Below are 14654 nucleotides of genomic sequence, written 5' to 3'. Positions count from 1 at the left end.
AATCAATTACTTTACGCTATACCTAAAAGACTTAGTAATTTATTTAGTGGTAGGGAACTGTGCAAAAACTGTCTATTTTAGGTATGACTCTTATCGGCATATGCTCCATGTGTTCCCACGGTTCCGATGATAAAAGTTTATTTGTATTAACGTTAGATGACCTGCTAAGTTTAGAAGTGTCTTCAGGTTCAAACCGAGCCGAAAAACTACGCGATACCCCAGCTTCTATACAAGTAGTTACACGTAATGATATTCAACAGCGTGGTTACACACACCTTTCTCAAGTTCTGGCAGATTTAACCGGTTTTGATCTAAGTACCAGCTATGGGCATGATTATTCTACTGCATATCAGCGAGGCTATCGCACCCCTTTTACACAGCGTACTTTAGTCATGATCAATGGAGTTACCAACAATTTATTGTGGAGCCATGAATTTCCAGTTAATCGCCAGCTTCCAATGAGTGCTATTGAGCGTATTGAGGTGTTGTCTGGTCCGTCTGGCGCAATTTACGGACCTAATGCCTTTCTTGGTGTAATTAATATTATAACTCAGGATAGTCAGGTGATAGAAGACGGTCGCAATGATGTAAAGGTCCAGTTGCAATTGGCAGAATTTGGTTACAAGGCATTGGAAGTGTCTGCTTTGGGTCGCGAAGGAGACTTTAGCTACTCCATTTCAGGCCGACTATTTGAGGAAGACGATAAAAACCTAGATCAAATGGCAAAGTGGGGGTTTATTAATGAAGACTACTTGTCGAATGCTAATTTTTGGGGACCAGTATTGAAGCGAGAATACGATGGAGTGAATTATGGACAATTTCGTTCCAAGGATCGCGAACATGCACTTTTAGCACAGCTACATTATACAAATTGGGAACTTGGATTAAATCACTGGATCACGAATAATGGTTATGGTGTTAAGTTGAGTTTCGATCGAGGTCAACCGAATGCATTGTGGGGAAAAAAAACCACGCTACTGTACCTACGTAACACCGTTGATCTGAACCAAGACTTTAAATTAAAAAGCTTCTTTCGTTACCGTAAAGATAGACGTTATGGGAATTGGGCAGAAGCGACGCCTGATTGGGCACCTGAACAATCAGGTTATTCATACGTGAGTATTTCTCAGTGGAATGCGGTCAGTGATGCTTGGAATATTAGGCTAGATGGTGAGTATCAACTATCACAGTCGTGGCATTTATCAGTTGGACTCACTTATGAGCGTAAGAATCTCACCAAAACCTATGATATATGTGGCTATTGGGCATCTGCATTTTGTTCATCAGATAACGCCCCTGATGAGCTGGGGCCTTATGGCTTGGGAAAGGGCGTTTATTACTCTTTAGATGAAACATTACCGACGTTTACTGGTCCGCATTCAGATATGCCTGCGCAAAACACGATAGATATGACCGATAAGGGCGCTTACTTTAGAGGCACTTATAAAATCGATAACTGGTCTTTGAATGCAGCACTACGGTGGGATCACAACTCTAAATTTGGTTCATTTGTAAAACCTCGCCTAGCAGCAAACTATCACTATGATGAACACAATACTTTTAAGCTTATTTATGCTTCTGCTTATCAGGAACCTGCGCCAATACAGTTATACGGAGGTTGGAATGGTCGCAGAGCAAACCAGGATATGCTACCAGAAGAAGTAAAGGATTTAACCGCAGCATGGATGTATCAACGAGGAGCATGGTTTGTGGACTTCTCAGTCTATAACAGTCGTTATGACAATGTGATCAAGGAAGAAGCAGAAAATGCGGGTTCGCGGAATGTAATGGGGGCTGAACTAAGAGTAAAATATGAGTTCGATAATCCTTGGTTTAATGCACCACAGATCAGTAGTTATGTGAACTACAGTTACACACACAGTCGTAGTCAGATCACTTATAACCATCAACAAGGAGTGTGGATAGGTGAGGGCAGTGCAGCATGTATTCAACAAGCCAGTGATGAGGCATGTACAAGGTACGACACTGAGTTAGGTGATATTGCACCCCATAAGTTAAATATGGGTGTAAATGTGCCTGTAACGGAGGGGTGGAGCTTGAATACTCGGTTTAACTATGTGTCTTCGAGAGAGTTCTATTTGCGCAATCCTCTGCGTGGGCAAGCTCTTAAATTGGGAGATTATTTAATAACTAATCTGGCGGTGATATGGCAGTGTGATCTACTAACCGTGCATGCTCAAGTTAATAACCTGTTTGATAGTCAGGTTTATCACCCCGGGTTATTACAAGCTGATTCAGGTAATATGTTTTCAGACTCTGGCGGTAACTTACTAAGAACAAAAGGCTTTAATAATTCTATATTGCCGCAAGTTGGCCGTAATTGGGAGTTTGGGATCACAGCCAGCTTTTGAGGCTGTTTAGCGCGGAATAATAATCGAGAGACTCAGTGAAAGGATCTCAATTTCCAGCAGGGTTGCTTGTTCAATCTCTCAATGAATACAGTAGTGAAAGGGCTTAGGTGCGAGAACGTTTACTAATTTTCCTTGTTGGGAGAAATAAAATAGGCACACATATTATGTAAAAGCTCAAAAGTAATACGCCTTACTTTTGAGCTTTGCGTTATCTATTTTAGCAGTTTTCATTTTCTGCTTTTACAGCTTCTTTGACATTTTCACAGGCATCTTCAACGGCATTTTTTCCGTCTTTAACCATTTCGTCAAGTTGTTCTCCTGCATCTTCTGCTGGACCTTCAGAGCAACCAGTCAGTGCGAGTAAGGCTACAATACCAGAAACTTTCATTAGATTGTTAAAGCTCATATTTATCTCCTTCAGCCTCTCGGCTTTCTCAGTAATGATGTAATAAATGACAGTGCTAAAAGTGCGACAAAAATAAAGAACAATATCTTAGCAATGCCAGCTGCGGTGCCTGCTATGCCACCAAAACCAAATACAGCGGCCACAAGCGCAAGTACTAAAAATGTTAATGCCCAACGTAACATAAGGCCTCCTATGTTGTTTCTGCCATGATTAAGCTGACACTTCTTTTAGATGCTTCATCTCATCATGACATGCTTTCATATTCAGGCGTGTTTGACTCAGGCTTTGATAACACGCTGGTGGTAATGGCTGTTTTAAGGCTGAATCAATTTTCTCCAGCACTTTATCTTCAACTTCTTCCAGCTGAGATATGTAAGTGTGCTCTTTATCTGTACTAACAAGTGATATAATTTGCGTGTAAGTTTCCCTTAACTCAACACTAAATGCGCTGTCTTCTTCGACTTTACCTTCATCTGTCACAATAAAAGGCTGAAGGGCTGAAGCAGCCCGTGTTTTCTCTAAAATATTTTGCTCAAAAATTCGCTCAAGCATTGGATTATCAAGCTTTTCTTTCGCTTTTGCGTAAAATTCGGCACCACCGTTTAGTACTTTGACTAAATCTTTTACTGGGTTCATATCATAATTAGAGTTAGACATATTGTTCTCCTTAAACTTGATTTTAGTTTTGCAATTCAACTTGAATAATGCACCCTCCATGCCAAAATTTTTCTTATTAATAATCATATAGTTGGTGCTTGCCACTATTATGCATTGTAATTTTTACCTAAACTTTGTAATTACTGCTCACGGGTGCTTTGTACATCTTGCAAGGTTGTGCCGCCTTTGGCATTGAAATCGAGTGTACGAATAGGGAATGGAATTAGAATGTCATGTTTATTGAGCGTATTGTGAATGGCCACAATGGCCTGATGACGAATATTCATAAAATCACCATTGCCAGGGTAGCTCATCCAGAACCAAACCAATAAGTTGACCGCACTATCATCAAAGCTGCTTGCATATACTGCAGTTTCTTGTTTATTGATAACGAAATCGAATTGGTTGATAGCTTCCTCTATCACTTTTCTCGCTTTGTCTATATCGTCGGCATAAGATATTCCAACGGAGATCTCTAGTCGACGCTTGCCTAAAGTTGAATAGTTGAGCAGCTCATTTCTAAATAGTATTTTATTCGGCGTGACGGAGAGTTGGCCATAGAAGTTTTCTATAAGTGTGTTGCGTAAGTTGATTTGCTTAACGGTACCAAACGTGCCATCCGCCTCAATAACATCACCGACACGAAAAGGCTTTCGTATACCCATTGCAACTCCTGCAATTAGATTCTCTGTCATATCTTGAAAAGCAAAACCGATCGCCAAACCTATAATCCCAGCACCTGCTAGTAGTGACGCTACTGCACCGGATAAGCCCATAATATCTAATGCAAAGAAAAATCCGATGGCGATAATAATAAGTCGAATGATCGCGCTAAGTAGTCCCGCAACTTGTATAGAGTGAGACGCCCTTTTAAATAATTTGAGTGTCCATTTAGAAATCAAACTGGAAAGCGCCCAAAAAATTATAAATATAACAATGGCGACAACAAGGTTGGGCAGATTTGTAATACTTAACTCTGCCCACGTTTGGATTTTTTCATGTATGAGTTGCCAGAACTTTTCAAGTGACACCATATTCATATTGACCTCTGTGTTAGTAGTAAAAAGACTAACACCGCATTTTTTATGCCATGGAGCAGATTTTTTATATTACGAGGTAAAAAGGCTCGGTAGAAAACTCAGTGTGAAGTTTTTACCCGTAAAAACTTCACACTGGTCAGAAAAGTCTGCATAGCGTAACAAGTTAACTTCTATCGTTTGTTTTTATCCAATTGAAAAATAAGTGATTTTTATTTGGCATGGAGGCTGCATTAGTTAAGTCGTACAAACAATTGAAGGAGAACGATTATGAAACGCACATTTATTTCAATGGCTATGGTTTCGGCTTTAACTATGACATCTGTAAATGCAAACGAGAATGCTTGGGAAAAAGAAGCGAGCGATGCTTGGATAGATGGTAAAGCAGAAGCAACGCTACTTTTCAACACCAACTTGAATTCATTTGATATTAATACTGATGTTCACAACGGTGTGGTAGTACTGACGGGTAAAGTTGAACATAGCGTAGATAAGAAATTGGCAGAGGAGCTAATTGTCGGTATAGACGGCGTTAAAGACATCGATAACCGTATCAGTATTGTTGCAGATGTTGATAAGAAGTCGCTTGAGCAAGAGCGTGGTATGAATGAGTCCTCATTTACTGACGCAAAAATAGCGACAGTGATCAAAACGCGCTTACTATTTGATACAGATATTAGTGGTACCGACATTGATGTCGATGTTGAAAATGGCAAAGTGACACTGACAGGTACAGTGGATTCTGCGTCAGAAAAGCAATTAGCTGTCACAATAGCGAAGAATGCGGATGACGTTAAACGGGTAGATGATCAGCTAGAAGTTGTCAAAGAATCTTAATCTTCACTTATGAGCGCTCTTGAGAGCGCTCTCCTATATGTTTTTTCATTTCATCACAAATACTATCTATAAAAATTTAGGGAGCAGTTATGCGTAAAACGCGTTTATTATCATCAATTTCACTTGCATTTGTATTAAGCTTTTCAAGCTCAACAACGCTAGCCGCAGAGGGAAATTACTTTGACTTTAATGGAGACCCCAAAGTATATACAGGTATTGGATATGGTCAGTATTCATTTCAGTGGAATGATAGAGACAGTGATACCAGCTTTGATGACGATTCCGCGATGCTAAAAGCATACGTTGGTACGGCGTTAAACGAATACTTTAGCGTGGAATTAGCTTATCAGAACTTTGATGAAGCAAGCGATATCGACCGCAATGCAGAGTTGGACGGTGTATCGCTGGCAGCACGGTTTTCAGCTCCATTGAGCGAACGATTCTCATTATACGCAAAAGGAGGGTGGCTTGAATGGAGCGCAGATGTATATGCCAATGTACCAGAAATTGGGCGAGTTGGTACAGAGCTTGACGGCGGAGACTGGTTTTATGGTGCAGGCTTAGCATTTGCAGTATCAAGCAACGTTAATATGCGCTTGGAATACGAACGCTATGAGCTAGAGAATGATATTGATCCTGATATGGATGTTGCATCGGTTTCTATAGAATATGTTTTTTAAATTGATAAGTACGCTCTAATATTTTCCTCCCTTTGATCTATTATGATCCCAAGCCACTATGTTGTCATAGTGGCTTTTTTCATTTTTTAAGGGAGCGTAGTGAGTGATTATTACTGAGTAAAAATTACTTGCTCTGGGTAATTATAAGTAATGATATTCACCTCAATCAATTAAGTTGTTGATATTTAAGGGGATTTTTATTGGCCGGGAATTTGCAAAACCATGGTGAGTTTAGTTAATCAGGAGCTATTATGAGCAATTCAAACCCCACAGCCAATCGTACTCAATCTAAGTCTAAAACAAACGGAAAGTTAGATGCTACACACCCTCTGTCAGATCATTTGGCGGATTCATTACATCATACTATTGATGCATTACATGACAGCGCAGCCCGAACTGAGAATGGACTTAGAAAAAAAGGGGATGCATCAGCACAGTCTATGAAAGCGCAAACACGCTTAATGAGAAAAAAATGGAATGAGTCAGGCGTAAAAAAATATGCAACAGAAAACCCAGTAAAAACGGCAGGTATGGCATTTACAGCTGGAATTTTGCTAAGCATGTTATTAAGGAAAAAATAATATGAAAGAGTCAACAAATTCTCCATATGAAGAGCGTGACTCACACGGCTTAGAGGCGCAGTTTACTGCGCTCTCTGAGCACGGCGCTCAGTTACTGGCAAGTTATGGCGCGATGGCAAGTGAATTTTTACAGTTACTTAAAGTCAAGTTAAAAGCCAATTTGAAGGTTGTTTTCACTATCTTGATACTGATTATTGCTGCAACTGTATTAAGTAGTCTAGTTTGGGTGAGCTTACATATTTTGATAGTTCATGCACTGGTATCATCTGGGCTAAGTTGGTTTGTTTCCGCGGGGCTAGTGATGGTATTTAACATCTTGATTATCTATTATTTATTGGTTACGGCTATTAGATTGTTTGATAAGGCTAGTAGTGACGTGCTCGACGACTTCTTTAATTTAAACTAGGTAGGTATATTATGACTCAGTTAGCTAAGTTTATTTATCACAAGGTGCATCGAGAAGTACGTGAGCAGCGTTTTGTATGCAAACAGTGTATTCGGGTTCACCGTTTAACAAAAACGCGATTTATTCGTTCTTCAAGAGCGCTTCTGTCATCTCCTGCTGCCATCATAGGTGGTACGCTGCTCATTGCAATTACTTGGCGCAGCCATCGTATTTCCACTTTACGCCGATTGGTGATGTTAAGACGGCTGCTAGGGTAATATTGAGATAAATCACTAAGCCTCTATTAATTGTTGTAGATCCAGAAGTGAAACAGGCTTGAGCAGAACTTTATTCACATTGTATTGAGCGAGAAGTTCGGGCTCAGGGCTGGTGCCACTGACAATTACAATATCTTGTTCTGGTTTTAATGCTCTGATCTTACTTGCAGCTTCAAATCCGGTGCCATCAGGCAGTTGTAGATCAAGTAAAATTAGATCTATACGCTGTTCTCGCCCGATGAGTTCCATACAGCTTGAAATGTTGGATGCACTGTGCACAGTAATACCCAATGACTCTAAAAGTAGCGTCATTAATTCCCTCGCATCTTTATCATCTTCAACCAGTAAAATACGGGCGATGTTGTATTTGGGTGCCGCAGGAAGAAGGCTAGTTTGTTCTGAGTACCGCGCTTTATCCAAAAAATGTGATAAACATGCATGCAGCTTTACGATATCAATGGGTTTGGTGAGGGTGTCGTTAAAACCTAATGCATTGAGTGTTTCTTTACTGCCTTTAATGGCCGCAGCGGTTAAAGCGATAATAGGTACATTTACTCCCAACTTTCTAATCGCAACAATGGCGTCGCGACCATCCATACATGGCATGTGTAGATCCATCAGCACCATATCAAAGTTATGGCTGTTTGCTAGAAGTGCAACGGCTTCTTTGCCATTTTCAGCACAACTGACTTCAACACCGGTTGCATGCACTAGATCAGCAATAAGCGAACGGATTTCAGCGATATCTTCAACAACAAGTACATGGCCACTTAAATGCCTTTTTTGTATATTCGAAGGCGCGCTTATTGGTTGCAACAGATTGAGTTTAACGAGGTTAAGCGGAGTTTGTATTTGGTCATCAGAAATATTGACGTAAAAAGAGAATCGACTACCGACATCAGGCTCCGATTCTACCTGTAAGCCTCTGCCCATTAATGAGATAAGTGCAGAGCTTATAGCAAGCCCAAGTCCTGCACCTTCGTCACTTCGGGTTGTTGTATCTTGTACTTGCTCGAAGGGTTTGAAAATATGCGCTTGCTTGCTTTTTGGAATGCCAATACCAGTATCAATTACGATGAAATGTAACTCTGAATTAGATTCGTAACTAACGCATACTTTGATGTAACCTGAATCTGTGAACTTAATGGCATTATAGATAATATTAATAAGCACTTGGCGTAATCGAGTTTCGTCACAAAAAATTTGTTCAGGCACTTCAGTTGTTGCCACGAAAGAAAACTCAAGATTTTTTTTAGTTGCTGTTATTTTGAAGAGGTTCTGCAAATCACATAAAAATGGAGCCAGTGACACCCAACTTTTAGATAAAGATAGGGTATTAGCCTGAATTTTTGAGAGATCTAATACATCATTCAATAATGTGAGTAAGTGTTGGCTATTATTGTTGATAATAGACAACTCAGGCTTGATATCATCTAACTCGGTACGATCTAGTAAAATACTCGTGTAACCCATTATGGAAGTTAATGGGGTACGCAACTCATGGCTTAGATGGGCTAAAAATCGATCTTTAGCTCGGCTGTCTGCTTCTACTTTTAAACGTTCAATTCGTTCATTTGCAAGCTCTTTGCGAGCTAAAGCGTAACGAATTGCTCGGATGAAACGGACACTGTTAATCTCTGATTTTACCAAGAAATCTTCTGCACCTAATGTGAGTGCTTGGCTATCAAGTATGGCGTCAGCTTGACCTGTGAGCATCAGAAATGGGGTTGTAACTCCCATCTTTTTGGCCGCTTGAAGCACAGATAAACCGGTATGGGCCCCTAGCTGATAATCTAGCAAACATAAATCAAATACCGATTGTTGTAGACTCTGAATAATTTCATCGAAGTCACTTAACCATGTGACATCAAAGTCATAATCGGGCATTTCTTGTAGATAGTCTAAAGCGAGGATATAGTCATCTTCATCGTCTTCAATGAGTAATAACTTTACCAAACGGTTTTCTCTCATGGTGTTTTTCCATTAATGCTTAGGGTAACTCGACAATTTCAATCCAATATTTTCCAAGGTTTTTCATCAATTCAACTAAACCTTCAAAATTGACTGGTTTGGCGATGTACGATGCCGCACCTAGGTCATAGCCTCTGAGTTTATCTTCTTCTTGTTTGGACGTTGTTAAGATCACCACTGGTATGGAGCGGAGCTTCGGGTCTGCTTTAATTTCTTTTAACGCTTCTCTACCGTCCATTTTGGGCATGTTTAAATCGAGTAAGATCAAACTAGGTCTTGGATACAAGAGTTGATCTGCAAATTCGCCTTCATTTCTTAAGTACTCAAGTAACTCTACCCCATTACTGACAAAATTAATGGTGTTCAGCACGCGACTTTCTTCTAATGCATCCTGAGTTAGCATGCGATCATCTTCATCATCATCAGCCATGAGGATACTAATTTTTTGTGGTTCTAAGTAGTTCATTAGGATTGTCCTGTACACTGTAAATGTTTGCGTCATAGGGCAAAGTGATAGCAAACTCAGCCCCAATGTTTGTTGGGCTAGAGGCGCTGATCAGGCCGCCGTGACGCTCAATAATGCGCCTACACACAGCTAGACCAATACCGGTACCTGCATATTCCTTTCGAGTGTGTAAACGTTGAAATGGGGTAAAGATTTTCTCTTGATATTCAGGTAAAAAACCAATCCCATTATCACTAATAGTTATTTGTATCCACTTGCCGACCCTATGGTTATTGATATGCTCAGGTGCATGCGCATCTTGGCATGTAATTTTGATTATGGGAGTTGTATCAGTGTGACGAAATTTAATGGCATTAGAAATAAGGTTTGAAAATAACTGACTAAGTTGACTTTCATCCGCCACGATAGTGGGTAAAGGAGGAATACTAATTTGGCATTGGCTTTGCTCTATCGCGATTTCTAAGTCGTCAGTGACCTTGTTGAGTAAGTCATTGAGATTGACAGGTGAAAATGGCTTTCCACGCGTTGTAATGCGTGATAACTCCAATAAATCGGTGATGAGTGTCGACATTCTTAGTGCAGCCGAATTCATACGAGAGAGGTAGTCTTTACCTTTTTCTCCAAGTTGTTCTTCGTAAGCACTGGTTAGTCTGTCACCAAAAGCACGTATCTTTCGTAATGGTTCTTGTAAATCATGCGAAGCAACAAAAGCAAAGTCTTCAAGCTCGCGATTACTGCGGTTAAGCTCTTCAGCGTATACTTCTAATGCATGGGTTCGCTCTTTAACCTTTTGTTCTAATTGTGCATTGTAGAGTTCTAAACCTTGTTTAGTGTCTCTAGTATTTTTTAGATGTTTCATTAGTAAAATTAGTAAAGTTGCACACATAAGAATGCTAAGAACAGTAAACCAGATCACATTGCGCTTAGCTTTAGTCCTAGCACTGTCGAGAAGTGTCAACAGCTCCTGTCGGATCAACGTTTCTTCTTGGATGATGGTGCTATATTTCCCTCTGATATTGATTAAAGTACTTTCTGTATCCTCTAAAATTCGTTGCGTCAGAGCATTATCCGCAGTGGCTGCCAAGTCAATCGTTGCGCTTAATGAATCCAGTTTGATTTGTGCCAGCTGGGTAAATTGCTTTATACGCTCTTGTTGAGTTAGGCTTTGTGACTTAACCCTTTTGATGTGCTCAAGGCTTTGGGAGAATTGCTGGAGGGCTTGTGAATAGGGTTGAAGGTGTTTTGATTTTTCGGATATTAAGTAACCGCGCTGTGCAGACTCAGCATTCAGCAAGTGAATATGTAGGCGATCAATAAGCAGCATTACTTGGCTTGCATTCATGAGTTTTTTTTGAATTGCTGCAATATCATTTATATTTTTCAAGCCAATCATAGCGTTAAATAAAATGGCGATAACTATAATAGTTGCATTTATCCAGGCAAATTTTGAGATACTTATGCGTTTAATTATATGGTCCATGACGTTTACAATACTGTTATTTGAATTCAACTTGTTTAATGAGTCACTCTAATAGTTGCTGCATAGTTTCACTACACTCTTTTGCGCAGTGAATAATTTGGTCCGCAATTTTCTTAACTTCTTCGGGGGAAGCTGGTTTTTCAATCATGAGTTTCAGCAACTCGGCATTCATCGTTATGTGGTTCAATGGTTTTCTGGCATCGTGAATAACTGTTTCAAGGTGCGACTTATGTAGCATATTGTGTACTCTCCTAGCTTAAATTTACTTACGAGACCTGCTCATAGGCGTTAAGTCGGTTGTATAGCGTTTTGGTGCTTATCCCGAGAATTTTTGCGGCATTAGTTTTATTACCATTGACCGATTCCAGAGTTTTGTAGATAAGCGCCTTCTCTAAGGCTTCTATTGTGGTTCCAACTGTGACGTCAGTCTCTGGTGTTGCAACTGAAGTCTGATTTAACTTAATTGGAAGTGAACTGTCTTGTAATTTTGAGTTTTGACGAGAAAAAGGTGAATCCAGTGTTGTGGGAAATACTAGGCGACTATTTTGTAAATCTGCCATGATGTAAGCACGATGTATTGTGTGTTTTAACTCTCGAATATTACCAGGCCAGTCATGCGCCATGAGTCGAGCCATATCTTCTTCTAACAACTGCAAACTGCTGTTATGTTGCTGATTCAATTTATCTAAGAAGTGCTTAGCCAGCATGGGAATATCATCTGCTCGTTGTCTTAAGGGAGGAATTGTGATCGGAAAAACAGCAAGCCGAAAATAAATGTCTTCGCGCAGTACTTTGCTCTGAGCAATGTCTTCCACTGAACGGTTAGTTGCCGAGACAACACGGCAGTTCACTGGAATACTTTTCGTACCACCCACTCTAGTTACGGTTTGGGTTTCTAGTACACGCAACAAGTTAGGCTGCATTTCGATGGGCATTTCAGTCAGTTCATCTAAAAACAAAGTGCCATCGTGAGCTAATTCGAATACCCCTTTTTTTTGGTTATTTGCGCCTGTAAAAGCGCCTTTTTCATGGCCAAATAACTCACTACCAATGAGATCCTTAGGGATTGCACCACAATTGACTGATACTCGTTCACCGGCACGCTGACTGGCGTTGTGAATAGCCTGTGCAACCATTTCTTTACCCACACCACTTTCACCTAGTAGCATGACATTGGCACTCGTTTGGGCAACACGTTCTATCATCTGATAGATTTCTTTCATGGCGGGAGAATCGCCTAAGAGGCAATCAAAGTGGTATTGGGTACTGGAATTGAGGCTTGAAAAGGGGGCGTTTTTTTTTGATTTTTGATATAAAACCGTTTTTAAGTCTTCTGCATCAATGGGTTTTGTTAGGTATCCAATATCTTCGCTACAGATCTGCGCAATTGCACTTTTTATAGAAGGGTGGCCTGTTATCATAGTGACATGTGGTGATATATTTTCGGTCTTAAGATAGTCTAATAAATGCAGGCCACTACCATCTGGTAGCATAAAATCTAGTAAAATGTGATCAAACGTTTGTGTTGCTAACCATTGTTTCGCTTCTTCTAATGTTACTGCACAAAATACGTCCCACTCTAAATATTCAATGATTTTACAGGCTAACTCGGTAAATTCTAAGTCGTCATCAACTAACAAAACGCTCTTCACATTCTTATCCTTACTTTATGCCGCAAAGCACATTGTATCTTATTTTTGTATGCTTTTGTAATCATAAGATTAGTTAGTAATGATGGAGAGGCTTTTTGGCTCCACATCAATAGTGAGCGATGTTGCTGAGTTAATCTCACCATCAATAGAATACTGGAGCTCGTGATCACTTTTGAGATAAATATGTTTCGCACGTTGATGCTCTACGCTTTTGTTGCTCACACTTTCAGAGTGAAAACTATTATTTACTAGTTCCGCAAGACTGACCAACTTTGTAGGTGTGTCGGCGGTATGGTGTAAAATAGTGATATCTAGTAGGCCATCTTGCCAGTCAGGGGCGCCTCCGCCTTGTGCGAGTACGGTACTAAAGGGGGCCGCGTTGGCGACGGCTAAACTACAACAATGTATATTTTGCGCTGAGTGATCTTCGAGTTGCAATTGTATACTCAATCTTTTGTTGGTGATGAGTGCATCAAAAAAGCCTTTAATATACGCAAGCTGGCCGAGATCGTTTTTACTTTCTCTATTTGCACTGTCGATCATTTGTTCCTCAAAGCCAATCGCGACAACAAGTAATGCGGTTTGTTTGTTGCAGGACATTGTGTCCATTTTTACCACATTGTGCTTTATCAATGCTTGGCACGCTTGAGTAACTGGCTCAACTTTACTAGAGGCACCATACAACACATGCGCTAGAGCATTAGCAGTACCCATGGGAATGATACCTAAATGATGTGGTGAGTTTTTAATGGCCGCTGCGACTTGAGTAACCGTTCCGTCACCGCCGCAAGCCACAAATGTTTGTGCTTTTGTCAGCGATTTGGAAAGGTTTTTTATTTGCTCGGTGACGTTATATTGTGCTTGTGTAAAGTGAAACTTGAGCACATATTGTTTAGTTAATTCACCCAGAATCGCATTGTCATGTCGATACCATTTACCAGAGCCAGAGACCGGATTAACGATCAAGTGAAGGGTGTTTGGAATACGCTTATGTCGTTGATTATAAAATGCAACAAGGCTTTTCAATTGTTTTTTATTTAATCGAGCGGTACCTCGAATGTTTTTCACTTGCTGCGTAACGTCTCTGACAGATAGCTCAGGATGAGAGGCAAGCAAATAAGCACACAGCATAAAGAATGAGCGTCCTCGTCCTAATGCGCAATGAATCACGACTTTGTTTTGTAGCTGGTGCTGGGCTTCTATCCAGTTGATAGCATGGCTGAGCTGCGATTCACTCGGAGAGAAATGATCTAGAATTGGAATGTTAAGGTAATAGAACCCTTCTTGTTCGGCTGACCAGTTTAAACCATCAAACTCTGCAGTTACATCTAAAATAGCCGTTACTTTTTCAGCTTCAAGCATTTCAACATCAGTTGGAAATAGTCGACATGCTAGATATAAATTGTCGGTTATTTGTTGTATGGGAGGTACCTTATCTCTATGGCGAGCAAATGCATTGTATAATTGTGCACCTAGAAGATAAGGCAGTAAGATAAACTTAACCGAGGTTGGAATAGACCCTGTCGCTGACTTTCGAAACAAACTTGGATAGTTACGACCATATGCAACCAATACACATGCAAATGAAAGGCAAAGCCACAAAGCTGGTAAAAACATCCAACTACGATAGCTTAGGATAGTGAGACCACTCGCTAGTATAAATAGTAATAAGTAGTATTTGGTCATTTTCATGTCAGTATTGATCCCTATCTTTCAAAGCTAAATGCTCGTTATGTGACTCAAAAACTATGCCGATTATTAAATCTTAATAACTATCTGTTTTAAAAGTTAATTTATTTACTTTACTAAAAATAGGTAATTCGCTGTGTAATATTTACCTGTATGGGCTTCA

At 40.1% G+C, this 14654-nt stretch carries 16 protein-coding genes; 6 read left to right on the top strand and 10 right to left on the bottom strand.

The window, feature by feature from the left end; genetic code table 11:
* The first annotated feature begins 59 nt into the window (after positions 1-59).
* Positions 60-2372, top strand: a complete 2313-nt coding sequence (locus tag AC5FX4_RS15530; protein ID WP_493607247.1) for a TonB-dependent receptor plug domain-containing protein — start codon at positions 60-62, stop codon at positions 2370-2372.
* Between the two features lie 217 nt (positions 2373-2589).
* Here AC5FX4_RS15530 and AC5FX4_RS15525 read toward each other — a convergent pair whose 3' ends face one another.
* The 4 genes from AC5FX4_RS15525 to AC5FX4_RS15510 form a co-directional block, all read right to left on the bottom strand.
* Complete coding sequence (locus AC5FX4_RS15525; RefSeq protein ID WP_493607246.1) at positions 2590-2778, bottom strand: hypothetical protein; 189 nt, start codon at positions 2776-2778, stop codon at positions 2590-2592.
* An 11-nt stretch (positions 2779-2789) separates the two neighbouring features.
* On the bottom strand, positions 2790-2960 hold the full coding sequence (locus tag AC5FX4_RS15520; RefSeq protein WP_493607245.1) for a DUF1328 domain-containing protein: 171 nt from the start codon (positions 2958-2960) through the stop codon (positions 2790-2792).
* A 28-nt stretch (positions 2961-2988) separates the two neighbouring features.
* Entirely contained in the window at positions 2989-3435 is a 447-nt protein-coding gene (locus AC5FX4_RS15515; RefSeq protein ID WP_493607244.1) for a PA2169 family four-helix-bundle protein, read from the bottom strand.
* A 140-nt stretch (positions 3436-3575) separates the two neighbouring features.
* Positions 3576-4475, bottom strand: coding sequence for a mechanosensitive ion channel family protein (locus AC5FX4_RS15510; protein WP_493607243.1), 900 nt, complete (start codon positions 4473-4475; stop codon positions 3576-3578).
* 267 nt (positions 4476-4742) lie between these two features.
* Here AC5FX4_RS15510 and AC5FX4_RS15505 point away from each other — a divergent pair, with 267 nt between their 5' ends.
* The 5 genes from AC5FX4_RS15505 (at position 4743) to AC5FX4_RS15485 (ending at position 7233) form a co-directional block, all read left to right on the top strand.
* Positions 4743-5309, top strand: a complete 567-nt coding sequence (locus tag AC5FX4_RS15505) for a BON domain-containing protein (protein ID WP_493607242.1) — start codon at positions 4743-4745, stop codon at positions 5307-5309.
* Between the two features lie 89 nt (positions 5310-5398).
* The gene (locus tag AC5FX4_RS15500; RefSeq protein ID WP_493607241.1) at positions 5399-5989 is read left to right on the top strand and encodes an outer membrane beta-barrel protein; all 591 of its coding nucleotides are present in this window, start codon (positions 5399-5401) and stop codon (positions 5987-5989) included.
* A 251-nt stretch (positions 5990-6240) separates the two neighbouring features.
* The gene (locus tag AC5FX4_RS15495; protein WP_493607240.1) at positions 6241-6570 is read left to right on the top strand and encodes a hypothetical protein; all 330 of its coding nucleotides are present in this window, start codon (positions 6241-6243) and stop codon (positions 6568-6570) included.
* A gap of 1 nt (position 6571) precedes the next feature.
* On the top strand, positions 6572-6976 hold the full coding sequence (locus AC5FX4_RS15490) for a hypothetical protein (protein WP_493607239.1): 405 nt from the start codon (positions 6572-6574) through the stop codon (positions 6974-6976).
* A gap of 11 nt (positions 6977-6987) precedes the next feature.
* Positions 6988-7233, top strand: a complete 246-nt coding sequence (locus tag AC5FX4_RS15485; RefSeq protein WP_493607238.1) for a hypothetical protein — start codon at positions 6988-6990, stop codon at positions 7231-7233.
* Positions 7234-7248: 15 nt separating this feature from the next.
* On the opposite strand, the gene AC5FX4_RS15480 is transcribed toward AC5FX4_RS15485, so the two are convergent.
* From AC5FX4_RS15480 to AC5FX4_RS15455, 6 genes are all read right to left on the bottom strand, one after another.
* Positions 7249-9204, bottom strand: a complete 1956-nt coding sequence (locus AC5FX4_RS15480) for a response regulator (protein ID WP_493607237.1) — start codon at positions 9202-9204, stop codon at positions 7249-7251.
* A gap of 19 nt (positions 9205-9223) precedes the next feature.
* A complete protein-coding gene (locus AC5FX4_RS15475; protein ID WP_493607236.1) occupies positions 9224-9670 on the bottom strand; it encodes a response regulator in 447 nt (148 codons plus the stop codon).
* Positions 9642-11054, bottom strand: coding sequence for a sensor histidine kinase (locus tag AC5FX4_RS15470; RefSeq protein ID WP_493607235.1), 1413 nt, complete (start codon positions 11052-11054; stop codon positions 9642-9644). Before AC5FX4_RS15470 ends, AC5FX4_RS15475 begins: the two co-directional genes overlap by 29 nt.
* A gap of 139 nt (positions 11055-11193) precedes the next feature.
* Positions 11194-11388 (bottom strand): histidine kinase dimerization/phospho-acceptor domain-containing protein, encoded by a 195-nt coding sequence (locus tag AC5FX4_RS15465; protein WP_493607234.1) that lies wholly within the window; start codon positions 11386-11388, stop codon positions 11194-11196.
* Between the two features lie 28 nt (positions 11389-11416).
* Complete coding sequence (locus AC5FX4_RS15460) at positions 11417-12802, bottom strand: sigma-54-dependent transcriptional regulator (RefSeq protein WP_493607233.1); 1386 nt, start codon at positions 12800-12802, stop codon at positions 11417-11419.
* Positions 12803-12871: 69 nt separating this feature from the next.
* Positions 12872-14488, bottom strand: coding sequence for a diacylglycerol kinase family protein (locus AC5FX4_RS15455; RefSeq protein ID WP_493607232.1), 1617 nt, complete (start codon positions 14486-14488; stop codon positions 12872-12874).
* Between the last annotated feature and the right edge of the window lie 166 nt (positions 14489-14654).

The organism is Pseudoalteromonas sp. ATL1 (assembly GCF_058933015.1).
The sequence above is the reverse complement of the archived record's forward strand: the minus strand, read 5'-3'. Positions and strand labels throughout refer to the sequence as shown.

Bases quoted from the DNA above. Each gene is read 5' to 3' on its own strand.
- AC5FX4_RS15515 (WP_493607244.1), bottom strand. From the start codon at position 3,435: ATGTCTAACTCTAATTATGATATGAACCCAGTAAAAGATTTAGTCAAA.
- AC5FX4_RS15520 (WP_493607245.1), bottom strand. From the start codon at position 2,960: ATGTTACGTTGGGCATTAACATTTTTAGTACTTGCGCTTGTGGCCGCT.
- AC5FX4_RS15465 (WP_493607234.1), bottom strand. From the start codon at position 11,388: ATGCTACATAAGTCGCACCTTGAAACAGTTATTCACGATGCCAGAAAA.
- AC5FX4_RS15525 (WP_493607246.1), bottom strand. From the start codon at position 2,778: ATGAGCTTTAACAATCTAATGAAAGTTTCTGGTATTGTAGCCTTACTC.
- AC5FX4_RS15495 (WP_493607240.1), top strand. From the start codon at position 6,241: ATGAGCAATTCAAACCCCACAGCCAATCGTACTCAATCTAAGTCTAAA.
- AC5FX4_RS15500 (WP_493607241.1), top strand. From the start codon at position 5,399: ATGCGTAAAACGCGTTTATTATCATCAATTTCACTTGCATTTGTATTA.
- AC5FX4_RS15480 (WP_493607237.1), bottom strand. From the start codon at position 9,204: ATGAGAGAAAACCGTTTGGTAAAGTTATTACTCATTGAAGACGATGAA.
- AC5FX4_RS15490 (WP_493607239.1), top strand. From the start codon at position 6,572: ATGAAAGAGTCAACAAATTCTCCATATGAAGAGCGTGACTCACACGGC.
- AC5FX4_RS15485 (WP_493607238.1), top strand. From the start codon at position 6,988: ATGACTCAGTTAGCTAAGTTTATTTATCACAAGGTGCATCGAGAAGTA.
- AC5FX4_RS15510 (WP_493607243.1), bottom strand. From the start codon at position 4,475: ATGAATATGGTGTCACTTGAAAAGTTCTGGCAACTCATACATGAAAAA.
- AC5FX4_RS15475 (WP_493607236.1), bottom strand. From the start codon at position 9,670: ATGAACTACTTAGAACCACAAAAAATTAGTATCCTCATGGCTGATGAT.
- AC5FX4_RS15505 (WP_493607242.1), top strand. From the start codon at position 4,743: ATGAAACGCACATTTATTTCAATGGCTATGGTTTCGGCTTTAACTATG.
- AC5FX4_RS15455 (WP_493607232.1), bottom strand. From the start codon at position 14,488: ATGACCAAATACTACTTATTACTATTTATACTAGCGAGTGGTCTCACT.